This window comes from Pseudomonas sp. GW822-FHT02D10 (assembly GCF_058802345.1).
This window is the reverse complement of record NZ_JBXAOB010000008.1, coordinates 11,807-36,771: the sequence shown is the minus strand read 5'-3', so window position 1 is coordinate 36,771 and position 24,965 is coordinate 11,807. Positions and strand designations below refer to the sequence as shown.

The 24,965-nt window shown below is 54.9% G+C and carries 35 protein-coding genes; all 35 read right to left on the bottom strand.

Annotated elements, in window-relative coordinates; genetic code table 11:
- Positions 1-63: 63 nt before the first annotated feature.
- Positions 64-528 (bottom strand): bacterioferritin, encoded by a 465-nt coding sequence (gene bfr / locus AC1RPZ_RS14970; protein WP_493137785.1) that lies wholly within the window; start codon positions 526-528, stop codon positions 64-66.
- A gap of 155 nt (positions 529-683) precedes the next feature.
- Entirely contained in the window at positions 684-2,132 is a 1,449-nt protein-coding gene (locus AC1RPZ_RS14965) for a catalase (protein ID WP_493137784.1), read from the bottom strand.
- 228 nt (positions 2,133-2,360) lie between these two features.
- Positions 2,361-2,747: a 50S ribosomal protein L17 gene (rplQ, locus tag AC1RPZ_RS14960; RefSeq protein WP_007924175.1), complete on the bottom strand. Its 387-nt coding sequence runs from the start codon at positions 2,745-2,747 to the stop codon at positions 2,361-2,363.
- A gap of 42 nt (positions 2,748-2,789) precedes the next feature.
- The gene (locus tag AC1RPZ_RS14955; protein ID WP_007924176.1) at positions 2,790-3,791 is read right to left on the bottom strand and encodes a DNA-directed RNA polymerase subunit alpha; all 1,002 of its coding nucleotides are present in this window, start codon (positions 3,789-3,791) and stop codon (positions 2,790-2,792) included.
- Between the two features lie 22 nt (positions 3,792-3,813).
- Positions 3,814-4,434 carry a 30S ribosomal protein S4 gene (gene rpsD / locus AC1RPZ_RS14950; RefSeq protein WP_133103474.1) on the bottom strand — a complete coding sequence of 207 codons (621 nt, stop codon included), beginning with the start codon at positions 4,432-4,434 and terminating at the stop codon, positions 3,814-3,816.
- Between the two features lie 18 nt (positions 4,435-4,452).
- Positions 4,453-4,842: a 30S ribosomal protein S11 gene (gene rpsK, locus AC1RPZ_RS14945; RefSeq protein WP_002555466.1), complete on the bottom strand. Its 390-nt coding sequence runs from the start codon at positions 4,840-4,842 to the stop codon at positions 4,453-4,455.
- Between the two features lie 30 nt (positions 4,843-4,872).
- On the bottom strand, positions 4,873-5,229 hold the full coding sequence (rpsM, locus tag AC1RPZ_RS14940) for a 30S ribosomal protein S13 (protein WP_003186020.1): 357 nt from the start codon (positions 5,227-5,229) through the stop codon (positions 4,873-4,875).
- Between the two features lie 130 nt (positions 5,230-5,359).
- Positions 5,360-5,476: a 50S ribosomal protein L36 gene (gene rpmJ, locus AC1RPZ_RS14935; RefSeq protein ID WP_002555468.1), complete on the bottom strand. Its 117-nt coding sequence runs from the start codon at positions 5,474-5,476 to the stop codon at positions 5,360-5,362.
- Positions 5,477-5,500: 24 nt separating this feature from the next.
- On the bottom strand, positions 5,501-6,829 hold the full coding sequence (gene secY / locus AC1RPZ_RS14930; protein ID WP_003228718.1) for a preprotein translocase subunit SecY: 1,329 nt from the start codon (positions 6,827-6,829) through the stop codon (positions 5,501-5,503).
- Positions 6,830-7,267: a 50S ribosomal protein L15 gene (gene rplO / locus AC1RPZ_RS14925; protein WP_007896782.1), complete on the bottom strand. Its 438-nt coding sequence runs from the start codon at positions 7,265-7,267 to the stop codon at positions 6,830-6,832.
- A gap of 3 nt (positions 7,268-7,270) precedes the next feature.
- Positions 7,271-7,447 (bottom strand): 50S ribosomal protein L30, encoded by a 177-nt coding sequence (rpmD, locus tag AC1RPZ_RS14920; RefSeq protein WP_003186033.1) that lies wholly within the window; start codon positions 7,445-7,447, stop codon positions 7,271-7,273.
- A gap of 2 nt (positions 7,448-7,449) precedes the next feature.
- Complete coding sequence (gene rpsE, locus AC1RPZ_RS14915) at positions 7,450-7,950, bottom strand: 30S ribosomal protein S5 (protein ID WP_003186035.1); 501 nt, start codon at positions 7,948-7,950, stop codon at positions 7,450-7,452.
- A 3-nt stretch (positions 7,951-7,953) separates the two neighbouring features.
- Positions 7,954-8,304: a 50S ribosomal protein L18 gene (gene rplR / locus AC1RPZ_RS14910; protein WP_003186037.1), complete on the bottom strand. Its 351-nt coding sequence runs from the start codon at positions 8,302-8,304 to the stop codon at positions 7,954-7,956.
- Positions 8,305-8,314: 10 nt separating this feature from the next.
- Positions 8,315-8,848, bottom strand: coding sequence for a 50S ribosomal protein L6 (gene rplF / locus AC1RPZ_RS14905; RefSeq protein ID WP_007896774.1), 534 nt, complete (start codon positions 8,846-8,848; stop codon positions 8,315-8,317).
- A gap of 12 nt (positions 8,849-8,860) precedes the next feature.
- On the bottom strand, positions 8,861-9,253 hold the full coding sequence (gene rpsH, locus AC1RPZ_RS14900; protein ID WP_003186040.1) for a 30S ribosomal protein S8: 393 nt from the start codon (positions 9,251-9,253) through the stop codon (positions 8,861-8,863).
- Positions 9,254-9,461: 208 nt separating this feature from the next.
- On the bottom strand, positions 9,462-9,767 hold the full coding sequence (rpsN, locus tag AC1RPZ_RS14895) for a 30S ribosomal protein S14 (RefSeq protein ID WP_003176414.1): 306 nt from the start codon (positions 9,765-9,767) through the stop codon (positions 9,462-9,464).
- A gap of 13 nt (positions 9,768-9,780) precedes the next feature.
- Entirely contained in the window at positions 9,781-10,320 is a 540-nt protein-coding gene (gene rplE, locus AC1RPZ_RS14890) for a 50S ribosomal protein L5 (RefSeq protein WP_003210069.1), read from the bottom strand.
- Between the two features lie 20 nt (positions 10,321-10,340).
- Positions 10,341-10,655 carry a 50S ribosomal protein L24 gene (gene rplX / locus AC1RPZ_RS14885; protein ID WP_071553151.1) on the bottom strand — a complete coding sequence of 105 codons (315 nt, stop codon included), beginning with the start codon at positions 10,653-10,655 and terminating at the stop codon, positions 10,341-10,343.
- A gap of 11 nt (positions 10,656-10,666) precedes the next feature.
- On the bottom strand, positions 10,667-11,035 hold the full coding sequence (gene rplN, locus AC1RPZ_RS14880; protein ID WP_002555479.1) for a 50S ribosomal protein L14: 369 nt from the start codon (positions 11,033-11,035) through the stop codon (positions 10,667-10,669).
- A 23-nt stretch (positions 11,036-11,058) separates the two neighbouring features.
- Complete coding sequence (rpsQ, locus tag AC1RPZ_RS14875) at positions 11,059-11,325, bottom strand: 30S ribosomal protein S17 (RefSeq protein ID WP_003176419.1); 267 nt, start codon at positions 11,323-11,325, stop codon at positions 11,059-11,061.
- 2 nt (positions 11,326-11,327) lie between these two features.
- Complete coding sequence (gene rpmC, locus AC1RPZ_RS14870) at positions 11,328-11,519, bottom strand: 50S ribosomal protein L29 (protein WP_008030901.1); 192 nt, start codon at positions 11,517-11,519, stop codon at positions 11,328-11,330.
- Complete coding sequence (rplP, locus tag AC1RPZ_RS14865) at positions 11,519-11,932, bottom strand: 50S ribosomal protein L16 (RefSeq protein ID WP_003186052.1); 414 nt, start codon at positions 11,930-11,932, stop codon at positions 11,519-11,521. The genes rpmC and rplP overlap by 1 nt, the downstream gene beginning before the upstream one ends.
- Before the next feature lie 12 nt (positions 11,933-11,944).
- Positions 11,945-12,631 carry a 30S ribosomal protein S3 gene (gene rpsC / locus AC1RPZ_RS14860; protein WP_003176422.1) on the bottom strand — a complete coding sequence of 229 codons (687 nt, stop codon included), beginning with the start codon at positions 12,629-12,631 and terminating at the stop codon, positions 11,945-11,947.
- A gap of 13 nt (positions 12,632-12,644) precedes the next feature.
- Positions 12,645-12,977 carry a 50S ribosomal protein L22 gene (gene rplV, locus AC1RPZ_RS14855; protein WP_003103908.1) on the bottom strand — a complete coding sequence of 111 codons (333 nt, stop codon included), beginning with the start codon at positions 12,975-12,977 and terminating at the stop codon, positions 12,645-12,647.
- An 11-nt stretch (positions 12,978-12,988) separates the two neighbouring features.
- Entirely contained in the window at positions 12,989-13,264 is a 276-nt protein-coding gene (rpsS, locus tag AC1RPZ_RS14850) for a 30S ribosomal protein S19 (RefSeq protein ID WP_002555486.1), read from the bottom strand.
- Between the two features lie 16 nt (positions 13,265-13,280).
- Positions 13,281-14,105 carry a 50S ribosomal protein L2 gene (gene rplB, locus AC1RPZ_RS14845; protein WP_003210080.1) on the bottom strand — a complete coding sequence of 275 codons (825 nt, stop codon included), beginning with the start codon at positions 14,103-14,105 and terminating at the stop codon, positions 13,281-13,283.
- Positions 14,106-14,119: 14 nt separating this feature from the next.
- Positions 14,120-14,419: a 50S ribosomal protein L23 gene (rplW, locus tag AC1RPZ_RS14840; protein ID WP_002555488.1), complete on the bottom strand. Its 300-nt coding sequence runs from the start codon at positions 14,417-14,419 to the stop codon at positions 14,120-14,122.
- Positions 14,416-15,018 (bottom strand): 50S ribosomal protein L4, encoded by a 603-nt coding sequence (rplD, locus tag AC1RPZ_RS14835; protein WP_007896707.1) that lies wholly within the window; start codon positions 15,016-15,018, stop codon positions 14,416-14,418. The genes rplW and rplD overlap by 4 nt, the downstream gene beginning before the upstream one ends.
- A gap of 12 nt (positions 15,019-15,030) precedes the next feature.
- Positions 15,031-15,666 (bottom strand): 50S ribosomal protein L3, encoded by a 636-nt coding sequence (gene rplC / locus AC1RPZ_RS14830; protein ID WP_003186059.1) that lies wholly within the window; start codon positions 15,664-15,666, stop codon positions 15,031-15,033.
- 80 nt (positions 15,667-15,746) lie between these two features.
- Positions 15,747-16,058 carry a 30S ribosomal protein S10 gene (rpsJ, locus tag AC1RPZ_RS14825; protein WP_003186070.1) on the bottom strand — a complete coding sequence of 104 codons (312 nt, stop codon included), beginning with the start codon at positions 16,056-16,058 and terminating at the stop codon, positions 15,747-15,749.
- Positions 16,059-16,197: 139 nt separating this feature from the next.
- Positions 16,198-17,391 (bottom strand): elongation factor Tu, encoded by a 1,194-nt coding sequence (gene tuf, locus AC1RPZ_RS14820; RefSeq protein WP_493137783.1) that lies wholly within the window; start codon positions 17,389-17,391, stop codon positions 16,198-16,200.
- A 30-nt stretch (positions 17,392-17,421) separates the two neighbouring features.
- Positions 17,422-19,524: an elongation factor G gene (gene fusA, locus AC1RPZ_RS14815; protein ID WP_493137782.1), complete on the bottom strand. Its 2,103-nt coding sequence runs from the start codon at positions 19,522-19,524 to the stop codon at positions 17,422-17,424.
- A gap of 30 nt (positions 19,525-19,554) precedes the next feature.
- Entirely contained in the window at positions 19,555-20,025 is a 471-nt protein-coding gene (rpsG, locus tag AC1RPZ_RS14810) for a 30S ribosomal protein S7 (RefSeq protein WP_093426586.1), read from the bottom strand.
- A gap of 119 nt (positions 20,026-20,144) precedes the next feature.
- Complete coding sequence (gene rpsL / locus AC1RPZ_RS14805) at positions 20,145-20,516, bottom strand: 30S ribosomal protein S12 (protein WP_002555494.1); 372 nt, start codon at positions 20,514-20,516, stop codon at positions 20,145-20,147.
- A gap of 216 nt (positions 20,517-20,732) precedes the next feature.
- On the bottom strand, positions 20,733-24,932 hold the full coding sequence (gene rpoC, locus AC1RPZ_RS14800) for a DNA-directed RNA polymerase subunit beta' (protein ID WP_493137781.1): 4,200 nt from the start codon (positions 24,930-24,932) through the stop codon (positions 20,733-20,735).
- Positions 24,933-24,965: the final 33 nt, after the last annotated feature.

Here is a 24,965-nt window from a genome sequence, read left to right as displayed (position 1 = left end):
TCGGCGCATGAAAAAGCCCCGGTCACTTCATCAGTGACCGGGGCTTTTTTGTAGCCGTTGGAATCAGAACTGCGATTGCAGGTAGTTTTCCAGGCCGACCAGCTTGATCAGACCCAACTGCTTCTCCAGCCAGTAGGTGTGATCTTCTTCGGTGTCGGCCAATTGAACTCGCAGGATCTCGCGAGTGACGTAATCCTTGTGCAGCTCGCAGAGCTCGATGCCCTTGCAGAGCGCGGCACGGACTTTATATTCCAGGCGCAAGTCGGCAGCGAACATCTCAGGCACTGTGGTGCCGATGTCCAGATCGTCTGGACGCATACGTGGCGTGCCTTCAAGCATGAGGATCCGCCGCATCAGTGCGTCGGCGTGCTGGGCCTCTTCTTCCATCTCGTGATTGATGCGCTCGTAGAGCTCGGTAAAGCCCCAGTCCTCATACATCCGCGAATGGACGAAATATTGATCCCGCGCCGCCAGTTCGCCCGTGAGCAACGTGTTGAGGTAATCGATTACGTCCGGGTGACCTTGCATCGCCCTACATCTCCCTGCTTGAAAGGCTGTAGTTTGAACCAAGCCTGCCGAATGGTCACTCGAATAGCGCGATAAAAGCGAAGATATTCTGAGAAAAGTGGTTTAAATAACGCAAAAACCGCCCAGATGAGGGCGGTTCTGCTTATCGTTTAGACTTAGTTAAGCTGTACACCCAAGGCCTTTGCGATACCTTCTCCGTAAGCGGCATCCGCCTTGTAGAAATGCTGCAGCTGACGCTGAACCACATTGCTGGAAACGCCCGACATTGCACCGGCAATGTTGTTGATCAACAGGGCTTTCTGCTCATCGCTCATCAAGCGGAACAACGCCCCGGCGTGACTGTAGTAGTCAGCATCTTCACGGTGATCGTAACGATTAGCCGCGCCGCTCAGAGCCAGCGCTGGCTCTGCATACTGTGGAGCCTGTTTCGGCGCATTGGCGTAGCTGTTTGGCTCGTAGTTCGGCGTACCGCCACCGTTGCTGCCAAATGCCATCGAGCCGTCGCGCTGGTAGCTGTTAACCGGGCTGCGCGGCGCATTCACCGGCAATTGCTGGTGATTGGTGCCGACACGGTAGCGGTGAGCATCGGCGTAGGCGAACACCCGACCTTGCAGCATACGGTCCGGCGACAGGCCCACACCCAGCACCATGTTGCTTGGACCAAACGCCGCCTGCTCAACTTCAGCAAAGTAGTTCTGCGGGTTGCGATTGAGCTCAAGCTCACCGACTTCGATCAGCGGAAACTCTTTCTGCGACCAGGTTTTGGTCACATCGAACGGGTTCTCGTAATGCGCGGCAGCCTGGGCCTCGGTCATGATCTGAATGCACACACGCCATTTCGGAAAGTCACCGCGCTCAATCGCACCGAACAGGTCGCGTTGAGCGTAATCCGGATCAGTACCGGCCAGGCGTGCAGCCTCTGCCGGCGCCAGGTTCTTGATGCCCTGCCTGGTTTTGTAGTGCCACTTCACCCAGTGACGCTCGCCTTTGGCGTTGATCAGGCTATAGGTGTGACTACCGAAGCCGTGCATGTGCCGGTAGCCATCAGGAATGCCGCGATCCGAGAACAGAATGGTGACCTGGTGCAACGCCTCAGGCGAATGCGACCAGAAGTCCCACATCATCTGCGCGCTTTTCAGATTGCTTTGCGGCAGACGTTTTTGGGTGTGGATAAAGTCTGGAAATTTCAGCGGATCACGAATGAAGAACACTGGCGTGTTGTTGCCAACGATGTCCCAGTTACCTTCCTCGGTGTAGAACTTCAGCGCAAAACCACGCGGGTCACGCTCGGTATCTGCCGAACCGCGCTCACCGCCGACAGTGGAGAACCGCAGAAAGGTTGGGGTTTGCTTACCAACGGATTCAAACAGCTTGGCGCTGGTGTACTGGGTAATGTCGCGGGTCACGGTGAACGTACCGTAAGCACCCGAGCCTTTGGCGTGTACGCGGCGCTCCGGGATGTTTTCACGATTGAAGTGGGCAAGCTTCTCGATCAGGTGAAAGTCGTCGAGCAGCAGCGGGCCACGAGGGCCGGCGGAACGGGAATTCTGGTTGTCGGCGACTGGGGCGCCACTGGCGGTAGTAAGCGTTTTATCCTGGCTCATGCTCAATCTTCCTCTTCAGCCTTGAAAACTGCCGGTTAATCGGCTGGGAGGGAGTATTGGCCATGAACATGACACCATCTAATTCATTAAATTGTCTTGATCGATAGAAATTAACTAATGATCAACCCTTGCAGACAGTAAGGGTATCGGCATAACGCTTCAGTGCACTTTTCTTGCGGGCACAAAAAACCGGGCACTAGGCCCGGTTTTTTGTTTCAGACTGACGTCTTACTCAGCGGATACAGCTTCACCGCCGACAGCACGATCAACCAACTCGACGTACGCCATAGGCGCGTTGTCGCCAGCGCGGAAACCGCACTTGAGGATGCGCAGGTAGCCACCCTCACGGGTAGCGTAACGCTTGCCCAGGTCGTTGAAGAGCTTACCAACGATAGCTTTCGAACGAGTACGGTCGAAAGCCAGACGGCGGTTAGCCAGGCTGTCTGTCTTGGCCAAAGTGATCAGCGGCTCAGCAACGCGACGCAGTTCTTTAGCTTTTGGCAGTGTAGTTTTGATCAGCTCGTGCTCGAACAGCGACACCGCCATGTTTTGAAACATGGCCTTGCGGTGCGAGCTGGTGCGGCTCAGGTGACGACCACTTTTACGATGACGCATGGTTCATTCCTTACCAAACACAACGTTCGGTGATTACGACGATCAGGCAGTCGCCTTGTCGTCCTTCTTAAGACTTGCAGGCGGCCAGTTGTCGAGGCGCATGCCGAGGGACAGACCGCGGGAGGCCAGAACGTCCTTGATTTCAGTCAAGGATTTCTTGCCAAGGTTCGGAGTCTTCAACAGTTCTACTTCGGTACGCTGAATCAGGTCGCCGATGTAGTAAATGTTTTCCGCCTTAAGGCAGTTAGCCGAACGTACAGTCAGTTCCAGATCGTCAACCGGGCGAAGCAGGATCGGATCGATCTCGTCTTCTTGCTCGATTACCACTGGTTCGCTGTCACCCTTGAGGTCGACGAACGCAGCCAACTGCTGTTGCAGAATGGTTGCAGCGCGGCGGATAGCCTCTTCAGGATCCAGAGTACCGTTGGTTTCCAGATCAATAACCAGCTTGTCCAGGTTAGTACGCTGTTCGACACGGGCGTTTTCCACCACGTATGCGATACGGCGAACCGGGCTGAACGAAGAGTCAAGCTGCAAGCGACCAATGCTGCGGCTTTCGTCTTCATCGCTCTGACGCGAGTCGGCCGGTTCATAACCACGACCACGAGCTACTACTAGCTTCATGTTCAGGGCGCCGTTAGACGCCAGGTTAGCGATTACGTGATCGGGATTAACGATCTCGACATCATGATCCAGCTGAATATCGGCAGCGGTAACCACCCCCGAACCCTTCTTCGACAAGGTCAGCGTAACTTCGTCACGGCCGTGCAGCTTGATAGCCAGACCTTTAAGGTTCAACAGGATTTCAATTACGTCTTCCTGTACACCTTCGATGGCGCTGTACTCGTGGAGCACACCGTCAATCTCGGCCTCGACTACTGCACAGCCGGGCATTGAGGACAACAGGATGCGGCGCAGCGCGTTGCCCAGGGTGTGGCCAAAACCACGCTCGAGAGGCTCGAGAGTGATCTTGGCGCGGGTTGGACTGACAACCTGCACATCAATATGGCGGGGTGTCAGGAACTCATTTACCGAAATCTGCATGGATGCACCTATTTTCTAGCCCTTACTTGGAGTAGAGCTCGACAATCAGGCTTTCGTTGATGTCGGCGGACAGATCACTGCGAGCTGGAACGTTCTTGAAAACGCCCGACTTCTTCTCAGTGTCTACTTCTACCCATTCTACGCGGCCACGTTGGGCACACAGATCGAGAGCTTGGACAATGCGAAGTTGGTTCTTTGCTTTCTCGCGAATCGCGACCACGTCACCAGCACGAATCTGGTAGGACGGAACGTTTACGGTCTGACCGTTAACGCTGACGGATTTGTGCGATACCAGCTGACGGGATTCGGCACGAGTCGAACCAAAGCCCATACGGTATACAACGTTGTCCAGACGGCATTCGAGCAGCTGCAACAGGTTTTCGCCAGTTGCGCCTTTCTTGCCAGCAGCTTCTTTGTAGTAGCCGCTGAATTGACGCTCGAGAACGCCGTAGATACGACGGACCTTCTGCTTTTCACGCAGCTGGGTGCCGTAATCGGACTGGCGACCGCGGCGTTGGCCGTGGATACCAGGTGCTGCTTCAATGTTGCACTTCGATTCGATCGCGCGCACGCCGCTCTTCAGAAAGAGATCGGTGCCCTCGCGACGAGCGAGTTTGCATTTTGGACCAATGTAACGAGCCATTCTTTACAATCTCCTGGATTACACGCGGCGCTTCTTCGGCGGACGGCACCCGTTGTGCGGGATTGGCGTCACGTCGGTGATGCTGGCGATCTTATAGCCACAGCCGTTCAAAGCACGGACAGCGGACTCACGACCTGGACCTGGACCTTTGACGTTAACGTCGAGGTTTTTCAGGCCATATTCCAGCGCAGCTTGACCAGCACGTTCAGCAGCTACTTGAGCAGCAAACGGAGTGGACTTGCGGGAACCGCGGAAACCCGAACCACCGGAGGTAGCCCAGGAAAGAGCGTTACCTTGACGGTCGGTGATGGTCACGATTGTGTTGTTAAAAGACGCGTGGATGTGGGCGATGCCATCAACCACTGTCTTTTTGACTTTTTTACGAGGACGAGCAGCAGGTTTTGCCATGATTAAATTCCTGTCGATTCGCTGGGGCGATTACTTGCGGATCGGCTTACGCGGACCTTTACGGGTACGCGCGTTGGTCTTGGTACGCTGACCGCGTACTGGCAGACCACGACGATGACGCAGACCGCGATAGCAACCGAGGTCCATCAAGCGCTTGATTTTCATGTTGATTTCGCGACGCAGGTCACCTTCAGTGGTGAACTTCGCCACTTCGCCACGCAGCTGTTCAATCTGCTCGTCGCTCAGATCCTTGATCTTTGCGGCTGGGTTTACCCCAGTCACTGCACAGATCTTCTGCGCAGTTGTGCGACCAACACCATAGATGTAGGTCAGCGAGATAACAGTATGCTTGTTATCTGGAATGTTGACGCCTGCAATACGGGCCATTCAGTGGGACTCCAATTGACAGCTACCTACGCCCCGGAAGCCAAGAAATAGGGCGCGAGATAATATCGCTGTAATAACAAATAATCAACCCAGCAGCGCACTAGCTGCTGGGCTTGAAGCACAATCACACTCAGCCTTGGCGCTGTTTGTGACGCGGTTCCGCGCTGCAAATTACTCGAACAACACCTTCGCGGCGAATAATCTTGCAGTTACGGCACAGCTTTTTCACCGATGCACGAACTTTCATCACCAACTCCTCGAACCTTATGGGTCAGCGCAGCATGCCGCTGCCGTAACCCTTCAGGTTGGCTTTCTTCATCAGGGATTCGTACTGGTGCGAAACGAGGTGCGATTGTACTTGGGACATGAAGTCCATCACAACCACGACCACGATCAGCAACGAGGTCCCGCCAAGGTAGAACGGAACGTTTGCTGCAACCACCAGGAACTGGGGCAACAGGCACACGGCCGTCATATAAAGAGCACCGAACATGGTCAAGCGAGTCAGAACGCCATCAATATAGCGCGCAGACTGCTCACCTGGACGGATACCCGGAATAAAGGCACCGGACTTCTTCAGGTTTTCCGCTACGTCTTTCGGATTGAACATCAACGCCGTATAGAAGAAGCAGAAGAAAATAATCCCTGCACTAAACAGCAGAATATTCAACGGCTGACCAGGAGCGATCGACTGCGAGATGTCCTGCAACCAGCCCATACCTTCAGACTGGCCGAACCAGGCACCCAACGAAGCCGGGAACAGCAAAATGCTGCTCGCGAAAATAGCCGGAATAACACCGGCCATGTTCACTTTCAGCGGCAAGTGGCTAGTCTGCGCAGCAAACACCTTGCGGCCCTGCTGACGCTTGGCGTAGTGAACAGCAATACGACGCTGACCACGCTCAATGAACACCACGAAACCGATAATCGCTACTGCCAGCAAACCGATGGCAACCAGGGCGAAGATGTTGATATCACCCTGACGCGCAGACTCGAAAGACTGCCCGATTGCTCTCGGAAGACCGGCGACGATACCCGAAAAAATCAACATCGAGATACCGTTGCCAACACCACGCTCAGTAATCTGCTCACCCAGCCACATCATGAACATCGCACCGGCCACAAAAGTGGATACCGCGACGAAATGGAAGCCAAAGTCACCAGTGAACGCAACGCCCTGCCCCGCCAGACCAATGGACATGCCAATAGCCTGAACGAGAGCGAGGACGACAGTGCCGTAGCGGGTGTACTGGCTGATCTTGCGACGGCCAGCTTCACCTTCCTTCTTCAACTGCTCCAGCTGCGGGCTGACGGCCGTCATCAGCTGCATGATGATCGATGCCGAAATGTACGGCATGATCCCCAGTGCAAAGATGCTCATCCGCTCCAGCGCGCCGCCGGAAAACATGTTGAACAAGCTAAGAATGGTCCCCTCATTCTGTCGAAACAGGTCTGCGAGTCGGTCCGGGTTGATACCTGGAACCGGGATGTGTGCGCCTATTCGGTAGACGATAATCGCCAGGAACAGAAAACGCAGACGAGCCCAGAGTTCAGACATACCGCCTTTGCCGAGCGCAGAGAGAGCACCTTGCTTAGCCATTTATTCCTCGAACTTGCCGCCAGCTGCTTCGATAGCCGCACGCGCACCTTTGGTGGCGCCGATTCCCTTTCCGATGGTGACAGCGCGAGTAACTTCGCCGGACAGCATGATTTTTACACGCTGAACGTTGACGTTAATTACGTTGGCATCTTTCAGGGACTGCACGGTGACGATGTCGCCTTCCACTTTAGCCAGCTCGGACAGACGCACTTCTGCGCGATCCATGGCCTTCAGGGAAACGAAACCGAACTTCGGCAGGCGACGATGCAGCGGCTGTTGACCGCCTTCAAAGCCTGGAGCAATGGTGCCACCGGAGCGGGAGGACTGACCTTTGTGACCACGGCCACCAGTCTTGCCCAAACCACTACCGATACCACGGCCCGGACGATGCTTTTCGCGACGGGAACCCGGCGCTGGACTCAGATCATTGAGTTTCATCGATTAACCCTCGACACGCAGCATGTAGTAAGCCTTGTTGATCATCCCGCGATTCTCGGGAGTATCCAGCACTTCTACAGTGTGACCGATGCGACGCAGACCCAGACCCTTAACGCACAGTTTGTGGTTAGGGATGCGGCCGGTCATGCTTTTGATCAGCGTTACTTTAACGGTAGCCATGATCAGAAGATCTCCTTGACGCTTTTGCCACGCTTGGCGGCAATGGATTCAGGAGACTGCATAGCCTTCAAACCTTTGAAAGTGGCGTGAACCACGTTTACCGGGTTAGTCGAGCCGTAGCACTTGGCCAGAACGTTCTGAACGCCAGCAACTTCGAGGACAGCACGCATAGCGCCGCCAGCGATGATACCGGTACCTTCAGAAGCAGGCTGCATGTACACCTTCGAAGCGCCATGGGCGGACTTCATTGCGTACTGCAGAGTGGTGCCGTTCAGATCAACCTGGATCATGTTGCGGCGAGCAGCTTCCATTGCCTTCTGGATCGCAGCAGGCACTTCACGCGACTTGCCACGGCCGAAGCCAACGCGCCCTTTACCATCACCAACCACGGTCAACGCGGTGAAAGTGAAGATACGGCCGCCTTTAACGGTTTTGGCTACGCGGTTAACTTGAACCAGCTTCTCGATGTAGCCTTCGTCGCGCTTTTGGTCGTTATTTGACATAACTTAGAACTCCAGCCCAGCTTCACGAGCAGCATCAGCCAGCGCCTTGACGCGACCGTGGTACTTGAAGCCAGAGCGGTCGAAAGCCACCTGCGAGACGCCAGCGGCTTTAGCACGCGTAGCGACCAGCTGGCCAACCTTAGTGGCCGCGTCGATGTTGCCAGTGGCGCCATCACGCAGTTCTTTATCCAAAGTCGAGGCACTTGCCAGGACTTTGTTGCCGTCGGCCGAAATGACCTGGGCGTAGATGTGCTGCGACGAGCGGAACACGCAGAGACGCACGACTTCGAGTTCGTGCATTTTCAGGCGTGCTTTGCGAGCGCGACGCAGTCGAGTAACTTTTTTGTCGGTCATTTGCTATGCCCTACTTCTTCTTGGCTTCTTTACGACGGACGACTTCGTCCGCGTAGCGCACACCTTTGCCTTTGTACGGCTCTGGTGGGCGGAAGTCGCGGATCTCGGCGGCCACTTGACCTACCAGCTGCTTATCGATACCCCGGATCAGGATATCGGTCTGGCTAGGAGTCTCAGCGGTGATGCCTTCCGGCAGTTCATAATCCACTGGGTGCGAGAAGCCAAGAGCCAGGTTCAGCACTGTGCCTTTTGCTTGCGCTTTGTAACCAACACCGACCAGCTGGAGCTTGCGCTCGAAGCCTTGGCTTACGCCTTGGACCATGTTGTTTACCAACGCACGAGTGGTACCAGCCATTGCGCGAGTTTGTTGATCGCCATTGCGAGCAGCGAAACGCAGCTCACCAGCTTCTTCAACGATCTCAACGGACGAATGGATGTTCAGTTCAAGAGTACCCTTGGCACCCTTCACCGAAAGCTGTTGGCCTGCGAATTTTACTTCGACACCGGCTGGCAGCTTAACGGGGTTCTTAGCGACGCGAGACATGCTTATCCCCCCTTAGAACACAGTGCAAAGAACTTCGCCGCCGACACCGGCAGCGCGCGCAGCACGATCCGTCATCACACCTTTGTTGGTGGAGACGATAGACACACCGAGACCGCCACGAACTTTTGGCAGATCATCGACGGACTTGTACTGACGCAGGCCTGGACGGCTAACGCGCTTCACTTCCTCGATGACCGGACGGCCTTCGAAGTACTTCAGCTCGATGGAAAGCAGTGGTTTGATTTCGCTGCTGATCTGATAACCCGCGATGTAACCTTCGTCCTTCAGGACTTTAGCTACAGCCACCTTCAACGTGGAAGACGGCATGCTTACGACGGACTTTTCAGCCATCTGGGCATTACGGATTCGAGTTAGCATGTCCGCTAACGGGTCCTGCATACTCATGGGCTAGACGCTCCTAATACAAAAAAATAAGCCTTGCGGCTACTACCTTCGCCGAGAAACTCCGCACGGAAAAAGCACGGGCTCAGGCGAGCCGGGTATTCTAGACACACCCCACAAATGAATCAAGCCCCAATAGGGGCTTGATTCAAGTTCAAGGTCACCGGCGGTCAGGATCTCGCGATCCCGAACACCGAGACTTTGACAGTGCTTACCAGCTGGCTTTAACCAAACCAGGTACGTCACCACGCATTGCCGCTTCACGCAGTTTGTTACGGCCAAGGCCGAACTTGCGGTAAACGCCGTGCGGACGACCGGTCAGGCGGCAGCGGTTACGCATGCGCGAAGCGCTTGCGTCACGCGGCTGCTTTTGCAGAGCTACTGTAGCTTCCCAACGCGCTTCTGGACTTGCGTTCAGATCAACGATGATAGCTTTCAGTGCTGCACGCTTTTTGGCGTACTTGGCAACCGTGAGCTGACGCTTCAGCTCGCGGTTTTTCATGCTCATCTTGGCCATTTTCCTACTCCAATCAGTTGCGGAACGGGAATTTGAAAGCACGCAACAGGGCGCGACCTTCATCATCGTTCTTGGCAGTGGTGGTCAGGGTAATGTCCAGACCGCGGAGAGCATCGATCTTGTCGTAGTCGATTTCCGGGAAGATGATCTGCTCTTTAACGCCCATGCTGTAGTTACCACGACCATCGAAGGACTTGGCATTCAGGCCGCGGAAGTCGCGAACCCGAGGCAGGGAGATCGACAGCAGACGATCCAGGAATTCGTACATACGCTCACGGCGCAGGGTCACTTTGACGCCGATTGGCCAACCTTCACGGACTTTAAAGCCAGCGATGGATTTCCGAGCGTAAGTCACAACGACTTTCTGGCCGGTGATCTTTTCCAGGTCAGCAACAGCGTGCTCGATGACTTTTTTGTCGCCGATCGCTTCGCCCAGACCCATGTTCAGGGTGATTTTGGTAACGCGCGGAACTTCCATCACGTTCGACAGCTTAAGTTCTTCCTTAAGCTTCGGTGCGATTTCCTTCCGGTAAATCTCTTTTAGTCGTGCCATGGTCTTCTACCTAGCAGTGTTCAAGCATCAACCGCTTTTTGGGTCGACTTGAAGACACGAATTTTCTTACCGTCTTCTACTTTGAAACCAACGCGATCAGCCTTGTTGGTTTCGCCGTTGAAAATGGCAACGTTGGAAGCGTGCAGTGGCGCTTCTTTCTCGACGATACCGCCTTGTACGCCCGACATCGGGTTTGGCTTGGTATGACGCTTAACCAGGTTCAGACCACCAATGACCAGACGGTCATCAGCGAGAACCTTAAGCACCTTACCGCGCTTACCTTTGTCTTTGCCGGCGATCACGATGATCTCGTCGTCACGACGAATCTTTTGCATGTCGGATCTCCTTACAGCACTTCTGGGGCGAGCGAGACGATCTTCATGAACTTCTCAGTACGAAGTTCACGGGTCACTGGCCCAAAGATACGGGTGCCGATCGGCTCTTGCTTGTTGTTCAGAAGAACAGCAGCGTTGCCATCAAAGCGGATAATGGAGCCGTCAGCACGGCGAACGCCGTGGCGAGTGCGGACTACAACAGCAGTCATCACTTGGCCTTTTTTCACTTTACCGCGAGGAATTGCTTCCTTCACGGTAACTTTGATGATGTCACCGATACCAGCGTAACGACGATGGGAGCCACCCAGCACCTTGATGCACATAACGCGGCGAGCGCCGCTGTTATCGGCCACATCGAGCATGGATTGAGTCTGAATCATATAATTTCTCCGACCCCTAGTCCTTAGACTTCCACAGCGCGTTCGAGAACATCAACCAGCGCCCAAGACTTGGTCTTGGCCAAAGGACGAGTTTCACGAATAGTGACTTTGTCGCCGATGTGGCACTGATTGGTTTCGTCGTGCGCGTGCAGCTTAGTCGAACGCTTAACGTATTTACCGTAGATCGGGTGCTTTACGCGACGCTCGATCAGAACGGTGATGGTCTTGTCCATTTTGTCGCTGACAACACGGCCAGTCAGCGTACGGACGGTTTTTTCGGCTTCAGCCATGATTACTTACCTGCCTGCTGTTTGAGCACAGTCTTCACGCGAGCGATGTCACGCTTAACTTGCCGGAGCAGGTGAGACTGCCCCAACTGGCCAGTTGCCTTCTGCATACGCAGATTGAACTGGTCGCGCAGCAGGCCGAGCAGTTGCTCGTTTAGCTGCGGCGCGTCTTTTTCACGAAGTTCATTCGCTTTCATCACATCACCGTCCGTTTAACAAAGGAGGTGGCGAGCGGCAGCTTTGCAGCAGCCAGGGCGAAAGCCTCACGCGCCAGCTCTTCAGAAACGCCCTCGATTTCATACAGGACTTTGCCTGGCTGAATCTGGGCAACCCAGTATTCCACGTTACCCTTACCTTTACCCATCCGAACTTCGAGTGGCTTTTTGGTTACAGGCTTGTCCGGGAACACACGGATCCAGATCTTGCCGCCACGTTTTACGTGACGGGTCAGAGCACGACGCGCTGACTCGATCTGACGAGCGGTGAGACGACCACGAGCAACAGACTTCAGCGCGAACTCGCCGAAGCTGACTTTGCTACCGCGCAATGCCAGACCACGGTTGTGGCCAGTCATCTGCTTGCGGAACTTCGTACGCTTTGGTTGCAACATTTGGCGTACCCCTTACTTAGCAGCTTTTTTACGAGGCGCTGGTGCTTGTGGCTTCAGCTCTTCTTGGCGACCACCAATTACTTCGCCTTTGAAGATCCAAACCTTTACACCGATCACACCGTAGGTGGTGTGAGCTTCGTAGTTGGCATAGTCGATGTCGGCACGCAGGGTGTGCAGTGGCACACGACCTTCGCGATACCATTCAGTACGTGCGATTTCAGCACCGCCGAGACGACCGCTCACTTGGATTTTGATGCCTTTGGCACCAATGCGCATGGCGTTCTGAACAGCGCGCTTCATAGCGCGACGGAACATTACGCGACGCTCCAGCTGCTGAGCTACGCTCTGCGCAACCAGCATACCGTCGAGTTCCGGCTTGCGGATCTCTTCGATATTGATGTGCACAGGCACACCCATTTGCTTGGTCAGGTCCTGACGCAGTTTCTCAACATCTTCACCTTTCTTCCCGATAACGATACCTGGACGAGCGGTGTGGATGGTGATACGTGCAGTTTGGGCCGGACGATGGATATCGATACGGCTTACGGACGCGCTTTTTAGTTTGTCTTGGAGATACTCGCGCACCTTCAGATCAGCGAACAAATAGTCCGCATAAGTCCGACCGTCTGCGTACCAGACGGAGGTGTGCTCCTTGACGATTCCCAGGCGAATGCCAATGGGATGTACTTTCTGACCCATCTCTTCGACTCCGTTACTTGTCAGCAACCTTGACAGTGATATGGCAAGACCGCTTGACGATGCGATCAGCACGGCCTTTGGCACGTGGCATGATGCGCTTCAGCGAACGCCCTTCGTTGACGAAAACGGTGCTGACTTTAAGGTCATCAACGTCTGCGCCTTCGTTATGCTCGGCGTTGGCTACGGCCGACTCCAGCACTTTCTTCATGATCTCGGCGGCTTTCTTACTGCTGAAAGCCAACAGGTTGAGCGCTTCGCCCACCTTCTTCCCGCGGATCTGGTCGGCGACCAAGCGGGCTTTCTGGGCGGAGATTCGAGCGCCCGACAACTTAGCGGCTACTTCCATTTCCTAACCCCTTAACGCTTGGCTTTCTTGTCAGCCACGTGCCCACGATATGTGCGGGTACCGGCGAACTCGCCCAGTTTGTGGCCGACCATGTCTTCGTTAACGAGAACTGGGACGTGTTGACGACCGTTGTGTACTGCGATGGTCAGACCGACCATTTGTGGCAGGATCATGGAACGGCGCGACCAGGTCTTAACTGGTTTGCGATCGTTCTTTTCCGCCGCCACTTCGATCTTCTTCAGTAGGTGAAGATCGATAAAAGGACCTTTTTTCAGAGAACGTGGCACTGTCGTATCCCTCTATTTACTTGCGACGACGGACGATCATTTTGTCGGTACGCTTATTACCACGAGTCTTCGCGCCCTTAGTCGGGAAGCCCCATGGCGATACCGGATGACGACCACCAGAGGTACGACCTTCACCACCACCATGTGGGTGGTCAACCGGGTTCATGGCAACACCACGAACGGTTGGGCGAACGCCACGCCAGCGTTTGGCACCAGCTTTACCCAGCGAACGCAGGCTGTGCTCGGAGTTCGAGACTTCGCCCAGGGTCGCGCGGCATTCAGCCAGCACTTTACGCATCTCACCAGAACGCAGACGCAGGGTCACGTAGACACCTTCACGAGCGATCAGCTGAGCCGAAGCACCAGCGGAACGAGCGATTTGCGCGCCTTTACCTGGCTTCAATTCGATGCCGTGTACGGTGCTACCAACTGGAATGTTACGCAGTTGCAGAGCGTTGCCCGGCTTGATCGGTGCCAGAGCACCTGCGATCAGCTGGTCACCAGCACTCACGCCTTTAGGGGCGATGATGTAGCGACGCTCGCCATCTGCGTACAGCAGCAGAGCGATGTGAGCAGTACGGTTTGGATCGTATTCGATACGCTCGACAGTGGCAGCGATGCCATCTTTGTCGTTGCGACGGAAATCGACCAGACGATAATGCTGCTTATGGCCACCACCGATGTGACGAGTGGTAATACGACCATTGTTGTTACGACCACCAGTCTTCGATTTTTTCTCGAGCAGCGGTGCGTGAGGAGCGCCTTTATGCAGCTCCTGGTTGACCACCTTGACCACAAAACGGCGGCCAGGGGAAGTCGGTTTGCATTTAACGATTGCCATGATGCACCCCTTCCTTACTCAGCACTGCTGCTGAAATCGAGATCTTGGCCTGGCTGAAGGGAGATAACCGCCTTCTTCCAGTCATTACGCTTGCCCAGACCGCGAGCAGTGCGCTTGCTCTTACCCAGAACATTCAGGGTAGTAACACGCTCTACTTTCACGCTGAACAGGCTTTCGACGGCCTTCTTGATTTCCAGCTTGGTTGCGTCAGTAGCAACCTTGAAAACGAACTGGCCTTTCTTGTCTGCCAGAACCGTAGCCTTCTCGGAAACGTGCGGGCCAAGCAGAACTTTAAATACGCGTTCCTGGTTCATCCCAGCAGCTCCTCGAATTTCTTCACGGCCGACACGGTGATCAACACCTTGTCGTATGCGATCAGACTAACTGGATCGGAACCTTGCACGTCACGTACATCAACGTGTGGCAGGTTGCGAGCAGCCAGGTACAGGTTCTGATCAACCACTTCAGACACGATCAAGACATCAGTCAGACCCATGCCAGTCAGCTTGTTCAGCAGATCTTTGGTCTTCGGTGCATCAACAGCGAAGTCCTGAACCACGACCAGACGATCAGTACGCACCAGCTCAGCAAGGATGGAACGCATTGCTGCGCGATACATCTTCTTGTTCAGCTTCTGGGTGTGATCCTGTGGACGAGCTGCGAATGTGGTACCGCCGCCACGCCAGATTGGGCTACGGATAGTACCGGCACGAGCACGGCCAGTACCTTTCTGACGCCATGGGCGCTTACCGCCACCACGAACGTCGGAACGGGTCTTTTGCTGCTTGCTACCTTGACGGCCGCCAGCCATGTAGGCCACGACTGCTTGGTGAACCAGCGTCTCGTTGAACTCGCCGCCAAATGTCAGTTCGGAAACTTCGATCGCTTGAGCGTCATTTACATTTAATTGCATGTCAGCTTCCCCTTAACCGCGAGCCTTGGCTGCTGGACGTACAACCAGGTTGCCGCCAGTAGCGCCAGGAACAGCGCCCTTGACCAACAACAGATTGCGTTCAGCGTCCACGCGCACTACTTCCAGGGACTGCACGGTCACGCGCTCAGCGCCCATATGACCGGACATTTTTTTGCCCTTGAATACACGACCAGGAGTCTGGCACTGGCCGATAGAGCCCGGGACGCGGTGGGATACGGAGTTACCGTGGGTGTTATCTTGCCCGCGGAAATTCCAACGCTTGATCGTACCCTGGAAGCCTTTACCTTTGGACTGACCGGTTACATCAACCAGTTGACCAGCAGCGAAGATTTCAGCGTTGATCAGATCGCCGGCCTGGTACTCGCCTTCTTCAAGACGGAATTCCATTACGGTACGACCAGCGGCAACGTTCGCTTTAGCGAAGTGGCCAGCTTGAGCAGCTGTAACACGCGAAGCACGACGCTCGCCGACAGTGACTTGCACTGCACGATAGCCATCGGTCTCTTCAGTTTTGAACTGGGTGACGCGATTCGGTTCGATCTCAATGACCGTGACCGGAATGGAGACACCTTCTTCGGTGAAAATACGGGTCATACCGCATTTACGACCGACTACACCAATAGTCATGTTGTAAACCTCATGAGTGTACGGGGCTTTCACCCGCTATGGCCGCCCATTTCAGAGCGTTACACGACTAAGACCGAGTCTTAGCCGAGGCTGATCTGCACTTCCACACCGGCCGCAAGATCAAGCTTCATAAGTGCATCAACGGTTTTATCCGTTGGCTGGACGATGTCCAGAACGCGCTTATGAGTACGGATCTCATACTGGTCACGCGCGTCTTTGTTGACGTGCGGGGAGACCAGAACGGTGAACCGCTCTTTACGGGTAGGCAGTGGAATTGGACCACGCACTTGAGCACCAGTACGTTTCGCGGTTTCCACGATTTCCTGGGTGGATTGGTCGATCAGGCGATGGTCAAAAGCCTTCAACCTGATACGGATTTGCTGATTTTGCATTGGATTTCAGACTCCGGCTGCTATTCCCACCGAGCGCACTGCGCCCGTTAAAAGGAGGCGCAATTCTATAGACGGGCCAACATAGTGTCAACCCAATAAAAAAGCCCCCGCAAGCGGGGGCTTTTTATCAAATCAACGATTACTCGATGATTTTGGCTACGACGCCAGCGCCGACGGTACGACCGCCTTCACGGATAGCGAAACGCAGACCGTCTTCCATTGCGATGGTCTTGATCAGGGTGACAACCATTTTGATGTTGTCGCCCGGCATTACCATTTCAACGCCTTCCGGCAGTTCGCAGTTACCGGTCACGTCAGTGGTCCGGAAGTAGAACTGTGGACGGTAGCCTTTGAAGAACGGAGTGTGACGACCGCCTTCTTCTTTGCTCAGAACGTACACTTCAGCTTCGAACTTGGTGTGCGGCTTAACCGAACCCGGCTTAACCAGAACCTGGCCACGCTCAACGTCGTCACGCTTGGTACCACGCAGCAGAACGCCGCAGTTCTCGCCAGCACGACCTTCGTCGAGCAGCTTACGGAACATTTCAACACCGGTGCAGGTGGTGACGGTAGTGTCACGCAGACCAACGATTTCCAGTGGATCCTGAACCTTGACGATACCGCGCTCGATACGACCAGTTACAACAGTACCGCGACCGGAGATCGAGAATACGTCTTCGATTGGCATCAGGAACGGCTTGTCGATAACGCGAACCGGATCCGGGATGTAGGTATCCAGAGTCTCAACCAACTTCTTGACGGCAGTGGTGCCCATCTCGTTGTCGTCTTGGCCGTTCAGAGCCATCAGAGCCGAACCAATGATGATCGGAGTGTCGTCACCCGGGAAGTCGTAAGTGCTCAGCAGATCGCGCACTTCCATCTCAACCAGTTCCAGCAGCTCAGCGTCGTCAACCATGTCAGCCTTGTTCAGGAAGACAACGATGTACGGAACGCCTACCTGACGGGACAGCAGGATGTGCTCACGGGTTTGCGGCATCGGACCATCAGCGGCCGAGCAAACCAGGATAGCGCCGTCCATCTGGGCAGCACCGGTGATCATGTTCTTCACATAGTCAGCGTGACCTGGGCAGTCAACGTGAGCGTAGTGACGGATCGCCGAGTTGTATTCAACGTGCGCGGTGTTGATGGTGATACCACGAGCCTTTTCTTCCGGAGCGCTGTCGATTTTGTCGAAAGCAACAACGGCCGAACCGAAAACTTCGGAGCAGACGCGAGTCAGAGCAGCAGTCAGAGTGGTTTTACCGTGGTCAACGTGACCGATGGTGCCAACGTTGACGTGCGGTAGGGAACGATCAAATTTTTCTTTAGCCACGACAATTAACTCCTTGCCTAAAGGGCTGAATCAGCCTTGTTTTTTGGTGACAGCTTCGACGATGTGCGCCGGAGCCGTATCATATTTTTTGAATTCCATAGAGTAGCTTGCGCGACCCTGAGACATGGAACGGACGTCGGTCGCATAACCGAACATCTCACCCAGCGGAACTTCAGCACGAATTACTTTGCCGGAGACCGTGTCTTCCATACCCAAGATCATGCCGCGACGACGATTCAAGTCGCCCATCACGTCACCCATATAGTCTTCAGGCGTAACAACCTCTACCGCCATGATCGGCTCAAGCAACACACCGCCACCTTTGGTAGCCAGTTGCTTGGTTGCCATGGAAGCAGCCACCTTGAACGCCATCTCGTTGGAGTCGACGTCGTGGTAAGAACCGTCAAACACGGTCGCCTTCAGGCCGATCAGCGGATAGCCGGCCACAACGCCGTTCTTCATCTGCTCTTCGATACCCTTCTGGATAGCCGGGATGTATTCCTTAGGAACCACACCACCAACCACTTCGTTCACGAATTGCAGACCTTCCTGACCTTCGTCAGCAGGAGCAAAACGGATCCAGCAATGACCGAACTGGCCACGACCGCCGGATTGACGAACGAACTTGCCTTCGATTTCGCAGTTCTTCGTGATCTTCTCACGATAGGAAACCTGAGGCTTACCGATGTTGGCTTCGACGTTGAACTCACGGCGCATCCGGTCAACCAGGATGTCCAGGTGCAACTCGCCCATGCCGGAGATGATCGTTTGACCAGTCTCTTCATCAGTCTTGACGCGGAAAGACGGGTCTTCCTGAGCAAGTTTGCCCAGAGCGATACCCATTTTTTCCTGGTCATCCTTGGTTTTAGGCTCAACGGCAACCGAAATAACCGGCTCCGGGAAGTCCATACGAACCAGGATGATCGGCTTATCAGCCGAGCACAGAGTGTCACCTGTGGTGACGTCCTTCATGCCGATCAGGGCCGCGATGTCACCAGCGCGCACTTCCTTGATCTCTTCACGGGTGTTTGCGTGCATTTGCACCATACGACCCACGCGCTCTTTCTTGCCTTTAACCGAGTTGATCACGCCGTCGCCGGAGCTCAACACGCCCGAGTAAACGCGAGCGAAGGTCAAAGTACCCACGAATGGGTCGGTAGCGATCTTGAACGCCAGAGCCGAGAACGGCTCGCTGTCGTCTGCGTGACGCTCCATTTCAACAGTCTCGTCATCCGGGTCGGTACCCTTGATGGCAGGAATGTCGACTGGTGCCGGCAGGTAGTCGATAACGGCGTCGAGAACCAGGGGAACACCCTTGTTCTTGAAGGAAGAACCGCAAACAGCCAGAACGATTTCGCCAGCGATAGTACGCTGACGCAGAGCGCCCTTGATTTCTGCGATGGTGAGCTCTTCACCCTCGAGATACTTGTTCATCAGCTCTTCGCTGGCTTCGGCCGCAGCCTCTACCATGTTGCTGCGCCACTCTTCAGCCAGCTCCTGCAGTTCTGCAGGGATCGCTTCGCGACGAGGAGCCATACCTTTGTCAGCGTCGTCCCAGTAGACCGCTTCCATGCTGATCAGATCGATCTGACCCTGGAAGTTGTCTTCGGAACCGATAGCCAACTGGATTGGCACTGGAGTGTGACCCAGACGCTTTTTGATCTGATCAACGACACGCAGGAAGTTCGCGCCAGCACGGTCCATCTTGTTTACGTAAACAAGACGCGGAACGCCGTACTTGTTGGCTTGACGCCATACGGTTTCCGACTGAGGCTCAACACCCGAAGTACCGCAGAACACAACGACCGCGCCGTCGAGTACGCGCAGGGAGCGCTCTACTTCGATGGTGAAGTCAACGTGGCCCGGGGTATCGATGATGTTGAAGCGATACTTGTCGAACTGCTTGGTAGAACCCGACCAGAAGGCCGTGGTTGCAGCGGAGGTGATAGTAATACCACGCTCCTGCTCCTGCACCATCCAGTCCATGGTCGCGGCGCCGTCATGCACCTCGCCCATTTTGTGGTTTACGCCAGTGTAAAAAAGGACGCGCTCAGTGGTGGTGGTTTTACCAGCATCCACGTGAGCAACGATACCGATGTTACGGTAGCGGTTAATCGGAGTAGTACGAGCCATAAAGCCCTCGCAAAATTAGTGACGCTAAAATTAGAAGCGGTAGTGCGAGAAAGCTTTGTTAGCTTCAGCCATACGGTGCACGTCTTCACGCTTCTTAACTGCAGCACCTTTACCTTCAGCAGCGTCCAACAGTTCGCCAGCCAAACGCAGAGCCATAGACTTCTCGCCGCGCTTACGGGCGTAGTCTACCAACCAGCGCATTGCCAGGGCGTTACGACGGGACGGACGAACTTCGACCGGAACCTGGTAAGTAGCACCGCCTACACGGCGCGACTTCACTTCGACCAGCGGAGCGATGGCGTCGAGAGCTTTCTCGAAGATTTCCAGGGGGTCGCTGTTCTTGCGCTCTTTAACCTTTTCCAGCGCGCCATAAACGATACGCTCGGCAACGGCTTTCTTGCCGCTTTCCATCACGTGGTTCATGAACTTGGCCAGGATCTGGCTTCCGTATTTTGGATCGTCAAGCACTTCGCGCTTGGCTGCTACGCGTCTTCTTGGCATGGATAAGCCCTCAAACGGTCTTCAGGTTCGCTCGGAATCGGTGCCCTTTCGGGACGCCTCCGACCTTACTCTTATCGACTCAGAAAAATAGATAATTCAGTTTTTACAAAAAGCCGCTACTACTTAGGCTTCTTGGTACCGTACTTCGAACGACCCTGGTTACGACCTTTAACGCCGGAAGTATCCAAAGAACCGCGTACGGTGTGGTAACGAACACCTGGCAAGTCTTTTACACGACCGCCGCGGATCAGTACCACGCTGTGCTCTTGCAGGTTGTGGCCTTCACCGCCGATGTACGAGGAAACCTCGAAACCGTTGGTCAGGCGCACACGGCATACTTTACGCAGTGCCGAGTTAGGTTTTTTCGGCGTGGTGGTATACACACGGGTGCATACGCCACGACGTTGCGGGCAGTTCTGCAGCGCAGGCACGTCGGATTTCTCGACGATACGCTTACGCGGCTGACGTACCAGCTGGTTGATAGTTGCCATCTACTAGCTCCACTGTTGTCTTGCGACGCTATTGTCTTGCAAGAAAAGCAAAATGGCAGGAACGAATTCCCGCCAAATTTAGGGGTACAAGAGTCTAAAGAGGATCTTGTCCCCAGTCAAGGCAAGGCCCCGACCTCCCCGCTCATCCAGCCTCGACAAATTGTCTCGATTCGATGAGCGGGGCCGCCAGGGCCCCACACTTATTTATCGCAGAACTCAGTTACCGCTCGAGTTCAGCGCTTCGGTCAGTGCAGCTTCCACTTCACTGGCGCTTACGCGCAACGGTTTGTCAGCATCACGGCGGCGCTTGCGCTCGCTGTGGTAAGCCAGACCGGTACCTGCCGGGATCAAACGACCCACGACCACGTTTTCTTTCAGGCCGCGCAGGTAATCGCGCTTGCCGGTTACCGCCGCTTCGGTCAGTACGCGAGTGGTCTCTTGGAAAGAGGCCGCCGAGATGAACGATTCGGTGGACAACGACGCCTTGGTGATACCCAGCAGAACGCGAGTGAACTTGGAAACGAACTTGTCGTCGCCAGCCAAACGCTCGTTCTCTACCAGGACGTGAGTCAATTCCATCTGGTCGCCCTTGATGAAAGTGGAATCGCCGGATTCAGCGATTTCAACTTTACGCAGCATCTGACGCAGGATGGTCTCGATGTGCTTGTCGTTGATCTTCACGCCTTGCAGACGGTAAACGTCCTGGATCTCGTTAACAATGTACTTGGCCAGCGCACTCACACCCAGCAGACGCAGGATATCGTGTGGATCGCTTGGACCGTCGGAGATAACTTCGCCGCGGTTCACTTGTTCGCCTTCGAAGACGTTCAGGTGACGCCACTTCGGAATCAGCTCTTCATACGGATCGCTACCGTCGTTCGGGGTAATGACCAGACGGCGCTTGCCTTTGGTCTCTTTACCGAACGCGATAGTGCCGCTGACTTCAGCCAGAATCGAGGCTTCTTTCGGACGACGAGCTTCGAACAAGTCGGCAACACGCGGCAGACCACCAGTGATGTCACGGGTTTTCGAAGTCTCTTGCGGAATACGAGCGATAACATCACCGATCGCGATTTTCGCACCGTCCGCCACACCGACCAGGGCGTTGGCAGGCAGGAAGTACTGAGCAATTACGTCGGTACCCGGCAGCAGGAGATCCTTGCCATTGTCATCAACCATCTTCACAGCAGGACGGATATCTTTACCGGCAGCTGGACGGTCTTTGGCGTCGAGTACTTCAATGTTGGTCATACCGGTCAATTCGTCAGTCTGACGCTTGATCGTGATGCCTTCTTCCATGCCCACGTAGGTCACGGTACCTTTCATTTCGGTAACGATTGGGTGAGTGTGCGGATCCCACTTGGCCACGATTGCGCCAGCGTCGACCTTGTCACCTTCTTTAATCGAAATCACAGCACCGTACGGCAGCTTGTAGCGCTCGCGCTCACGACCGTAGTCATCAGCGATTGCCAGCTCACCGGAACGGGACACAGCGACCAGGCAACCATCCACTCGCTCAACGTGTTTCAGGTTGTGCAGACGGACGGTACCGCCATTCTTCACCTGAACGCTGTCAGCTGCGGAGGTCCGGCTTGCCGCACCACCGATGTGGAACGTACGCATTGTCAGCTGGGTACCCGGCTCACCGATCGACTGGGCAGCGATAACGCCGACAGCTTCACCGATGTTCACCTGGTGACCACGAGCCAGGTCACGGCCGTAGCACTTGGCGCAAATACCATAACGGGTTTCGCAGCTGATCGGCGAACGCACGATCACTTCGTCGATGCTGTTCAGCTCGATGAATTCAACCCACTTCTCGTCTACCAAAGTGCCGGCAGGAACGATGATTTCTTCGGAACCTGGCTTGAATACGTCACGGGCGATAACACGACCCAATACGCGCTCACCCAACGGCTCTACAACGTCACCGCCTTCAATGTGCGGAGTCATCAGCAGACCGTGTTCGGTACCGCAATCGATCTCGGTTACAACCAGATCCTGCGCCACGTCTACCAGACGACGAGTCAGGTAACCGGAGTTCGCAGTTTTCAACGCGGTATCCGCCAGACCTTTACGAGCACCGTGAGTGGAGATGAAGTACTGAAGTACGCTCAAACCTTCACGGAAGTTCGCAGTAATCGGCGTTTCAATGATGGAACCGTCCGGCTTGGCCATCAGACCACGCATACCGGCGAGCTGACGGATCTGCGCAGCAGAACCCCGTGCGCCCGAGTCGGCCATCATGTACATCGAGTTGAAAGACTCCTGGTCGACTTCGACGCCATGACGGTCGATGACTTTCTCTTTCGAGAGGTTGGCCATCATCGCCTTGGAAACTTCGTCGTTCGCCTTGGACCAAAGGTCGATCACTTTGTTGTACTTCTCGCCCTGGGTTACCAGGCCGGAGGCGTACTGACTTTCGATCTCTTTCACTTCATCGGTGGCAGCACTGATGATGCGGGCTTTTTCATCCGGGATAACGAAGTCGTTAACACCGATGGAAACGCCGGAAATGGTCGAATAGGCAAAGCCGGTGTACATCAACTGGTCAGCGAAGATCACGGTCTCTTTCAAACCAACCACGCGGTAGCATTGGTTGATCAGCTTGGAGATCGCCTTTTTCTTCATTGGCAGGTTGACGACATCGTACGACAGACCTTTTGGCACAACCTGGAACAACAGCGCACGGCCGACAGTGGTGTCGACGATACGGGTGTTGCTCACGCTGCCACCGTCACGGTCGTTGACGGTTTCGTTGATCCGCACTTTAACCTTGGCGTGCAGTGCGGCTTCGCCGGCACGGAACACACGGTCAACTTCTTGCAGATCCGCGAACACACGACCTTCGCCTTTGGCGTTGATCGCTTCACGAGTCATGTAGTACAGACCCAATACAACGTCCTGCGACGGAACGATGATTGGCTCACCGTTGGCTGGCGACAGAATGTTGTTGGTCGACATCATCAACGCGCGCGCTTCCAACTGGGCTTCCAGTGTCAGCGGTACGTGCACGGCCATTTGGTCGCCGTCGAAGTCGGCGTTGTACGCGGCGCAGACCAGCGGGTGCAGCTGGATAGCTTTACCTTCGATCAGAACCGGTTCAAATGCCTGGATACCCAGACGGTGAAGGGTCGGTGCACGGTTGAGAAGCACTGGGTGTTCGCGGATAACTTCAGCGAGAACGTCCCAAACTTCCGGCAGCTCGCGCTCAACCATCTTCTTGGCAGCTTTGATGGTGGTCGCGAGACCACGCATTTCCAGCTTGCCGAAAATGAACGGTTTGAACAGCTCGAGAGCCATTTTCTTCGGCAGACCGCACTGGTGCAGACGCAGGGTCGGACCTACGGTAATTACCGAACGACCGGAGTAGTCAACACGCTTACCGAGCAAGTTCTGACGGAAACGACCTTGTTTACCCTTGATCATGTCAGCCAGGGATTTCAGAGGACGCTTGTTGGAACCGGTGATAGCGCGACCACGACGACCGTTATCGAGCAAGGCGTCGACGGCTTCCTGCAACATACGCTTTTCGTTGCGCACGATGATGTCCGGAGCGGACAGATCAAGCAGGCGCTTCAAGCGGTTGTTACGGTTGATCACTCGACGATACAGATCGTTGAGGTCGGAAGTCGCGAAACGACCGCCATCCAATGGGACCAGTGGACGCAGATCTGGCGGCAGCACCGGCAGAACGGTCAGCACCATCCACTCTGGCAAGTTGCCGGAACCCTGGAAGGCTTCCATCAACTTCAGACGCTTGGACAGCTTCTTGATTTTGGTTTCAGAGTTGGTTTGCGGAATTTCTTCACGCAGACGGCCAATCTCGTGTTCCAGGTCGATAGCGTGCAGCAGCTCACGGACAGCCTCGGCACCCATGCGGGCATCGAAATCGTCGCCGAACTCTTCCAGCGCTTCGAAGTACTGCTCGTCGTTGAGCAGCTGACCTTTTTCAAGGGTGGTCATGCCTGGATCGATAACGACATAGCTCTCGAAGTAGAGAACGCGCTCGATGTCACGCAGGGTCATGTCCATCAGCAAGCCGATACGGGACGGCAGCGATTTCAGGAACCAGATGTGGGCAACTGGCGAGGCCAGTTCGATGTGCGCCATGCGCTCACGACGAACTTTAGCCAGCGCGACTTCAACGCCGCACTTCTCGCAGATCACACCACGGTGCTTCAAGCGCTTGTACTTACCGCACAGGCACTCGTAATCCTTTACCGGGCCAAAGATCTTGGCGCAGAACAGGCCGTCACGCTCAGGTTTGAACGTACGGTAGTTGATGGTTTCCGGCTTTTTAACTTCACCGAACGACCACGAACGGATCATCTCAGGCGATGCCAATCCGATACGGATGGCGTCGAACTCTTCGACTTGACCCTGGTTTTTCAGCAAATTCAGTAGGTCTTTCAAGGCCTTTCCTCCTGGCGGAGCAGAGAGCGGGCA

Coding starts and splice junctions, on each gene's coding strand:
- bfr (WP_493137785.1), bottom strand. CDS start 528: ATGCAAGGTCACCCGGACGTAATCGATTACCTCAACACGTTGCTCACG.
- AC1RPZ_RS14965 (WP_493137784.1), bottom strand. CDS start 2,132: ATGAGCCAGGATAAAACGCTTACTACCGCCAGTGGCGCCCCAGTCGCC.
- rplQ (WP_007924175.1), bottom strand. CDS start 2,747: ATGCGTCATCGTAAAAGTGGTCGTCACCTGAGCCGCACCAGCTCGCAC.
- AC1RPZ_RS14955 (WP_007924176.1), bottom strand. CDS start 3,791: ATGCAGATTTCGGTAAATGAGTTCCTGACACCCCGCCATATTGATGTG.
- rpsD (WP_133103474.1), bottom strand. CDS start 4,434: ATGGCTCGTTACATTGGTCCAAAATGCAAACTCGCTCGTCGCGAGGGC.
- rpsK (WP_002555466.1), bottom strand. CDS start 4,842: ATGGCAAAACCTGCTGCTCGTCCTCGTAAAAAAGTCAAAAAGACAGTG.
- rpsM (WP_003186020.1), bottom strand. CDS start 5,229: ATGGCCCGTATTGCAGGCGTCAACATTCCAGATAACAAGCATACTGTT.
- rpmJ (WP_002555468.1), bottom strand. CDS start 5,476: ATGAAAGTTCGTGCATCGGTGAAAAAGCTGTGCCGTAACTGCAAGATT.
- secY (WP_003228718.1), bottom strand. CDS start 6,829: ATGGCTAAGCAAGGTGCTCTCTCTGCGCTCGGCAAAGGCGGTATGTCT.
- rplO (WP_007896782.1), bottom strand. CDS start 7,267: ATGAAACTCAATGATCTGAGTCCAGCGCCGGGTTCCCGTCGCGAAAAG.
- rpmD (WP_003186033.1), bottom strand. CDS start 7,447: ATGGCTACCGTTAAAGTAACGCTGATCAAAAGCATGACCGGCCGCATC.
- rpsE (WP_003186035.1), bottom strand. CDS start 7,950: ATGTCAAATAACGACCAAAAGCGCGACGAAGGCTACATCGAGAAGCTG.
- rplR (WP_003186037.1), bottom strand. CDS start 8,304: ATGACCGACAAAAAAGTTACTCGACTGCGTCGCGCTCGCAAAGCACGC.
- rplF (WP_007896774.1), bottom strand. CDS start 8,848: ATGTCTCGCGTCGCTAAGAACCCCGTTAAGCTGCCAGCCGGTGTCGAA.
- rpsH (WP_003186040.1), bottom strand. CDS start 9,253: ATGAGTATGCAGGACCCGTTAGCGGACATGCTAACTCGAATCCGTAAT.
- rpsN (WP_003176414.1), bottom strand. CDS start 9,767: ATGGCCAAGATGAGCATGAAAAACCGCGAGCTGAAGCGTCAGCTCACG.
- rplE (WP_003210069.1), bottom strand. CDS start 10,320: ATGGCACGACTAAAAGAGATTTACCGGAAGGAAATCGCACCGAAGCTT.
- rplX (WP_071553151.1), bottom strand. CDS start 10,655: ATGCAAAAGATTCGTCGTGACGACGAGATCATCGTGATCGCCGGCAAA.
- rplN (WP_002555479.1), bottom strand. CDS start 11,035: ATGATTCAGACTCAATCCATGCTCGATGTGGCCGATAACAGCGGCGCT.
- rpsQ (WP_003176419.1), bottom strand. CDS start 11,325: ATGGCTGAAGCCGAAAAAACCGTCCGTACGCTGACTGGCCGTGTTGTC.
- rpmC (WP_008030901.1), bottom strand. CDS start 11,519: ATGAAAGCGAATGAACTTCGTGAAAAAGACGCGCCGCAGCTAAACGAG.
- rplP (WP_003186052.1), bottom strand. CDS start 11,932: ATGTTGCAACCAAAGCGTACGAAGTTCCGCAAGCAGATGACTGGCCAC.
- rpsC (WP_003176422.1), bottom strand. CDS start 12,631: ATGGGTCAGAAAGTACATCCCATTGGCATTCGCCTGGGAATCGTCAAG.
- rplV (WP_003103908.1), bottom strand. CDS start 12,977: ATGGAAGTAGCCGCTAAGTTGTCGGGCGCTCGAATCTCCGCCCAGAAA.
- rplB (WP_003210080.1), bottom strand. CDS start 14,105: ATGGCAATCGTTAAATGCAAACCGACTTCCCCTGGCCGCCGTTTTGTG.
- rplW (WP_002555488.1), bottom strand. CDS start 14,419: ATGAACCAGGAACGCGTATTTAAAGTTCTGCTTGGCCCGCACGTTTCC.
- rplD (WP_007896707.1), bottom strand. CDS start 15,018: ATGCAATTAAATGTAAATGACGCTCAAGCGATCGAAGTTTCCGAACTG.
- rplC (WP_003186059.1), bottom strand. CDS start 15,666: ATGACTATTGGTGTAGTCGGTCGTAAATGCGGTATGACCCGTATTTTC.
- rpsJ (WP_003186070.1), bottom strand. CDS start 16,058: ATGCAAAATCAGCAAATCCGTATCAGGTTGAAGGCTTTTGACCATCGC.
- fusA (WP_493137782.1), bottom strand. CDS start 19,524: ATGGCTCGTACTACTCCGATTAACCGCTACCGTAACATCGGTATCGTT.
- rpsG (WP_093426586.1), bottom strand. CDS start 20,025: ATGCCAAGAAGACGCGTAGCAGCCAAGCGCGAAGTGCTTGACGATCCA.
- rpsL (WP_002555494.1), bottom strand. CDS start 20,516: ATGGCAACTATCAACCAGCTGGTACGTCAGCCGCGTAAGCGTATCGTC.